The organism is Caloranaerobacter longqiensis, assembly GCF_050286925.1.
Classification (GTDB): domain Bacteria; phylum Bacillota; class Clostridia; order Tissierellales; family Thermohalobacteraceae; genus Caloranaerobacter.
In genome coordinates, this window is sequence record NZ_JBFWFX010000036.1 from 1 (window position 1) to 6,476 (window position 6,476).

At 27.3% G+C, this 6,476-nt stretch carries 7 protein-coding genes and 1 pseudogene; 7 read left to right on the forward strand and 1 reads right to left on the reverse strand.

From position 1 onward, the window contains the following. From AB4Y15_RS13560 to AB4Y15_RS13585, 6 genes are all read left to right on the forward strand, one after another. Window positions 1–295 (forward strand): His/Gly/Thr/Pro-type tRNA ligase C-terminal domain-containing protein (locus AB4Y15_RS13560; RefSeq protein WP_427340880.1); only part of this gene is annotated, 295 nt, incomplete at its 5' end. Between the two features lie 565 nt (window positions 296–860). Further along, entirely contained in the window at window positions 861–2,081 is a 1,221-nt protein-coding gene (locus tag AB4Y15_RS13565) for an MFS transporter (RefSeq protein WP_427340881.1), read from the forward strand. Between the two features lie 174 nt (window positions 2,082–2,255). Continuing rightward, the gene (locus AB4Y15_RS13570) at window positions 2,256–2,378 is read left to right on the forward strand and encodes a hypothetical protein (protein WP_427340882.1); all 123 of its coding nucleotides are present in this window, start codon (window positions 2,256–2,258) and stop codon (window positions 2,376–2,378) included. Window positions 2,379–2,763: 385 nt separating this feature from the next. Next, a complete protein-coding gene (locus tag AB4Y15_RS13575; RefSeq protein WP_427340883.1) occupies window positions 2,764–3,150 on the forward strand; it encodes a sigma-70 family RNA polymerase sigma factor in 387 nt (128 codons plus the stop codon). A 720-nt stretch (window positions 3,151–3,870) separates the two neighbouring features. Then, on the forward strand, window positions 3,871–4,194 hold the full coding sequence (locus AB4Y15_RS13580; protein ID WP_427340886.1) for an SPASM domain-containing protein: 324 nt from the start codon (window positions 3,871–3,873) through the stop codon (window positions 4,192–4,194). A 13-nt stretch (window positions 4,195–4,207) separates the two neighbouring features. Next, window positions 4,208–5,428, forward strand: a complete 1,221-nt coding sequence (locus AB4Y15_RS13585) for an MFS transporter (RefSeq protein ID WP_427340884.1) — start codon at window positions 4,208–4,210, stop codon at window positions 5,426–5,428. 467 nt (window positions 5,429–5,895) lie between these two features. Here the strand turns inward: AB4Y15_RS13585 and AB4Y15_RS13590 are convergent, their stop codons facing one another. Further along, window positions 5,896–6,033: a hypothetical protein gene (locus tag AB4Y15_RS13590; protein ID WP_427340885.1), complete on the reverse strand. Its 138-nt coding sequence runs from the start codon at window positions 6,031–6,033 to the stop codon at window positions 5,896–5,898. A gap of 215 nt (window positions 6,034–6,248) precedes the next feature. Between AB4Y15_RS13590 and AB4Y15_RS13595 the strand changes: the two are divergent. Next, window positions 6,249–6,476: pseudogene (locus tag AB4Y15_RS13595) on the forward strand (threonine--tRNA ligase); the annotation flags it as partial.

Below are 6,476 nucleotides of genomic sequence, written 5' to 3' on the forward strand. Positions count from 1 at the left end.
TGTACAAGTAAGTATATTACCTATTTCTGATAAGTTTAACGAATATGCATTTGAAATTAAGAAAGTATTAGAAGAAAAAGATATAAGAGTTGAAGTTGATACAAGAGCAGAAAAAATAGGATATAAAATTAGAGAAGCACAGCTTAATAAAGTTCCTTATATGCTTATTGTTGGGGAAAAAGAAGCAGAAAATAAAACAGTTTCTGTAAGAGCAAGAGAAGAAGGAGATATAGGAGCATTTGAGATTGAAGAATTTCTTAATAGAATATTGGATGAAATTAAGAATAAGAAATAATATTAATAGCACCTGTCGTGAAGATAGGTGCTTTAATATTATTTTTGTTTCATATTCAAGAAGATAATTTGTGATATCTATAAAATTATTTAATTGTCATATTTTTTTACAAAAAGTAGTATAAAGTCGAAATAACCAATATATTGTTGGAAAAATATACTTGATTTTTCAAAAAAAATCAAGTATAATCAAGTACAATTAATAAATAAAGATTGATAAAAATCGAAAATCATGTTATATAATAGAAATTTTTTATAATTTATAGGAAATCACATACTTTATTAAGTTGTAGATAAGTTAAAATATAATTTTTGTTTACGAATACAATCAAGATTTTTTTTAGTTTATTTAAAATGGAAATTTTGTTTTTAAATAATCATAAGGGCTGTATATAAGTGATATTTTCTATTTTATCTATTTTGGTAATTATGGGGGATAAGTTTAAATTATCACGACCTGAAATACTGGGGGAAACCCTTTGAAATAAATATAAATAATTATAGTTTTTTTAATGGTTGCAGAGTTCTGCAACAAACTAATATATAATATCAAAGGTGGGGGAATAATGGGGGCTTATAAACTAAAATTTTTTAAGTCATATAAATCAGTTTTAAAACGTAATTATCTTTTAGTGTATTTAATATATTTTAGCTTTTTTCTTTTTAATGGTCCTTTAGAGCAAATAATACCAATTTTATTTGAGCAAAAAGGAATTGGGGAAGAAGTATATGGAATCTTTTTATCTTTGAACAATATAATACATATAGTGTTACCAAGTGCTGTCGCATATATGGCTCACAGATTTGATTCTTTTAAAATTGGAATTATAGCAATGGCAATTAGCTTAATTGGTGGTTGTTCTGTAGCTTTTATAGATCAAAATTATTTTTTAGTTTTATTCTTTTTATTATTACTAATAAGTGGAAGGACTATTTTTAACTTTTCTCTTGGAAATTCAATTAATTATACATTTGCAAGAGAAAATAGAGGAAAGTATTTTGCTTTAAGAGATGTATTTCTTTTTGGTTCAATCTCAATTGGGTTATTTTTAGGAGGATTATATACAGCTAAATATAGTGTTGATTCATTTTATATGGTTTTTAGTATAGGTTTTATAGTGCCTTTATTTATAATTGCGTATTTAAGTAGAGAAATCAAATTGAAAAAAGCTGAAGTAGAAGTTAATAAAGATACTGCAAATAGTAATGAAGAGAAAAGTAAAATTAAAATAATAAAAGATATATATAAAGATAAAAAAGTTTGGGCATTTACGTTAATTCAAATAGGAACTACATTTTATGCAACTTCGATGAATTTTTTACCTCTTTTAGGTACATCTTTAGGAATTTCTGTTTCATCGATAATGGGAATGTTTGGAGCTGTAACTATTGTCAACTCTATGGTGGCTTTAATTCTTGGTCATTTTTCAGATATGTCAGGTAGAAAATGGCTTTATGTAATAGATCTTGCTTTTGACATGATACCAGCGATTGTTTTTGCTTTTACTCAAAATATTACATTATTTGTTATAGGTGTAGTATTAACTATGGTAAAAGATTCACTTGCTCCTATTTCATTTGCATATTTTTATGATTGTTTTTCAGAGGAAAAAGGAGTTATTGTTATGGGAGTACTTTCCTCAATAGGAAACTCATTAAGTTTTTTGGCACCTATTTTAATAGGAATTCTATGGAGTATTTCTATTAAGTATGTATTCTTAATAGGTGCTATGGGGAGTGGATTAGCAGCTTTAGTAGCTGTGTTTATGTTGCCAAATATTAAATAAAGTCGAAAAAGACGTTCTACTTAATTGAATTAAGATGTTGTAAAGATGCTAATTAAAAAATGAGATGAAAGTAGCTTATATAAATAAACCTGTTGTATCCTATATGTTAGGATAGTTATCGTATAGAATATGGTATATAATGTAATTACGACAAATAACCTAAGGAGAATTAATATGACAAAAAACAGGAAAAAAAGTTATTCAAAAGAATTTAAAGAATCTATACTTAAAAGACTAGAGCCTCCAACGAATGATACTATTACAAATCTTTCAAAAGAAATAAATATGTATCACTAAATCCTATAAAGGAAAAAGAATATAAAAACCTTATTAGTGGTCAAAATAATTAATCCAAAGCCAGGCAGAGATTTGGTGAAGCGAATCATTGATATGTAGAAGCCTACATGGTAGCCTGATTTAAAGGCAATACCTTAGATAGGTATGACTTCAGGTACTTAAACCATGTTGGCAGAGGCTCCATGTCAATAGCAAATCGGAAGTAAAGCAATAATATGTTTTTATAATTAAATACGACAACTTACTTGACAAACGCCGATATTATAATTTATAACATTTGTAACTTAATTATATTAATATACAATAATGCAATTGTATTTTTAAGACAATACAAGTTACAATTTAAATAAATTTTTATCTGTTACAAAAAATATATTTAGTTCTGATGTCGCATTCTGTATACATAGCTAATGAAATCCTAATCACTATCCGTTCAGATAAAAAGACTAAATCAGAGGTTTCATTACAGGACCCAATAGGAGTTGATAAGGAAGGGAACGAAATCTCCCTAATGGATATACTAGGTACTGACACAGATGATGTAGTTGATGAAGTTGATTTAAAAATCCAAGTAAAAAAGTTATATGAGAAAATGTCACATTGCCTTAGGGATCGTGAAAAACTAAACATTCTACTAAGATATGGATTAACCAGTGAAGGTTGTAAGACTCAAAGAGAGATAGCTAAAAGGTTAGGAATATCAAGGTCTTATGTATCAAGGATTGAAAAGAGAGCTGTAAAGAAGTTGAGTAAATCATTTTGTTGTAAGTAGAGAAGATACTATATAAAGAAGAGGTTAATTGTAAGGTGTTGCTGATATTAGAAATTATAGATATGAAACTGCCTATGGGTGGTGTTTTTTTATATTCGACACATTTTTACAAGGGAATCTAACCTATCTCACAATTTCTTAATTTGAAAAAATCTCCAACGAGTTGATATTTTATATTTTTTGATAACTATAATGAGCATATCGGTAAGAATGTGTTCTAATAAAGATTAAAAAACAAAAACAAAATCAAATTGTTATAAGTTCAGAGAAAATCAAGACTAAGAGAGATCAATCTTGAGGGTAATTATCAATATATTTAATGCAGTTCTTATAAACCATAAAAAAGAAAGATTTAATAATTGTAATATTAGTTTATGTTTAATAATAAATACAAGTTATCACAGTACATATTTTTATTGCAAAACGAAGGGAGATATTGCTTGTATAATGCATTAAATCTTAAAAAATATTATGTGGAGATATTACTTTAAAAAAATCTTTGAATTTTTTAGAACTCTTTTGAATTTAAATGAGTTTTTAGTAGCTCAGAATATTGAATAGAGTTTTATTGAAGATTTAATCAAAAATAGATTTTTAATTAATGAGAATGATAATGAAGTAGATTACATAGACCATAATAAAGATAAAAGCATTAAGCCAAAATTAATGACAAGAGAGGTGGCTATTAAAGAAGAAAAAATTTGACCGTATCGATGTATAATTCACTGGGCTGCATGTGTAGTTGATACAGATGGAGTTTTCGGACCTTGTTTTAATCTAATTGGTACTAAACATTTTAAGTATGACAACTTTCAAATCGACGATGAATGGCTAACACGAACCCCACTAACAAATAAGGATTGCCATAACTGTATTGCATTAGGTGTATGTGGTGGAATTTGTACAGCTCATTCTCATGCAATTGGAAATGGTAATTTGAATACAATACATCCTGAGTATTCATGTGCATTTACGAAAAAGATTCTTGATTGGATGATATGGGATTTAGATAGTCGGATGAATAATACAAGAGTAAGAGATTAAGGAGGAATTTGATGTGAAACTTCTATTTAAGAATAAAAATTTTAGGCTGCTTTGGATTAGTCAAGTAATTTCAAATATAGGAGATTGGCTGAATGCAATTGCAATACCTTTGCTGGTACTTAGACTGACAAATTCACCTATTGCTGTAAGCTTTTATATGGTATCCAGATTTATCCCAAATATTTTATTTAGTTCAGTAACTGGAATTTTAGTTGATAAGTTTAATAGGAAAAAAATAATGATATTTTCGGATTTAGGACGATTTTGTATATTTCTTTTGTATCCTTACACAACCAATGTTTATCAAGTGTATGGACTAGCATTTCTAGCTACTATATTCACTTTACTTTTTGAACCAGCAAAGAGCGCTACGATTCCTAATATTGTTGAGGAGGATAAATTATTAGAAGCTAATAGTATATCAAGTTCAACAGCATCGCTAATGCGGTTATTAGGTACTGCAGTGGGTGGAATTTTAATTACAACTTTAGATTTGAAAGTTACATTTTATATTAATAGTATAACTTTTATTATATCTGCTCTAACTGTATTTTTTATTAGAGTTTCTGATAATAAAATGTCAAGTTCAACTGAAAAAGAAAGGGATTCAATATCAGGACAGTTGAAACAGGGTTTTAGTGCTATCTTAAGTGACAAATTACTTTCAACGTTAATTTTTATGGATGCATTATCTATTGTCGGATATGGGTTTTTAAATGTTTTGTTACCGATTTTTGCTATTAAAGTATTAACAAATTCTGAAAGTGCATATGGTTTTATAATGTCTTTTTTTAGTAGCGGTCTATTCATTGGTTCGTTACTAATGAATAAAATATCTCAAAAGAAAAGTCTACCAATCTTATGGTGTATAGGATTAACTCTATCAGGTATTACTCAAATATTCTTTGGACTAAGTTATTCAATTATTATAGCTGCTGTATTTATATTTATGACAGGTTTTGGTGATGCTATACAAATTGTTAGTTATTCAACAATAAGACATAAAATTGTTCCAGATAACCTACGGGGAAGGGTTTTTAGCATAGCAGAAGGCATAAATTCTGGTGCCCTACTTATTGGAATGGGTTCCACAGGTTTTCTACTGAATATAATTAACGCTAGGATCTTAACTATTTTTTCTGGAACATTAATATTAATTAGTGGATTTATATCTTTTGTAGCATTTAGGAGAGTTTTTAATAATGCAAGTGCAGGTAGTGAAGTGTCGACATAATTGGCATTGCCTTAAAGGTATATCGAGTATATAACAAAGGTTTTATATAAAATTGAGTATAATTAAAGGTTTAGGTCAACAAAGTTTTTTAAAAAATAGAAGATTTTATTACTATATTCAAGAAAAGATTCAAAGAATTTAGGATTATTTTCTTTAACATAGCCTTCAAATTAAGTAGTATCTGAAATTAAAATAGATGCTTTGCAAGAATCAATTTTTCTACAAATTGGATCAGTAACATCAACTAATTTATGAAACATAAGATAAATTTCATCGTAAAAATTAATTAAAAAACGAGAAAATTGAGACTTATGAGGGGCAGAAGAAAAACCACAAGCTTCACATAAATCTTTAGAAATATTCAAAAAAGTTATTAATAAAGAAACAGTAGGGATAGAAAAGAACATTTAAAAATAAAAGCAGAAACAAAAGCTTCAAGAGGATATTTTCTAGGATGACCAGTTAAGCTATAATAATTCATAAGGAATAAAAGAGCTAACATTAATATATTGTCCAAAAAGTTTAAGTATATTTGATTTTTGAGTTAAATTATCGAATTCTTCAAAGAAGTCATTAAAATGCATTTGTTTAGCAAAAGCTTTCATAGGTTTTCTTCTTTTTTGGTTTTTTGTTGTATATAAATATTTCTATAAATAAAATACTGGGGCAACCCTTTGAAATAAGTTTAAATAATTATAATTTTTTTAGTAGCTACAGAGTTCTACAACAAACTAAAAATTTTTTTTGGAAGGGATGGCAATGTTTTGATATAAATTTTAAGTAAAATCAATAAGTTGAGTTGAAGATTATATTAAAATCTTTGACATGTACCAGAGTACGTGAAGGAACTGAAAGTGTAAAACTTAAACATAAAGTTATCTTTGGAAGTATTGAAAGATTTATTGGAATTTTAATAGAGCATTATGCAGGTAAATTTCCTGTTTGGTTAGCACCTGTACAAGTAAGTATATTACCTATTTCTGATAAGTTTAACGAATATGCATTTGAAATTAAGAAAGTATTAGAAGAAAAAGATATAAGAGTTGAA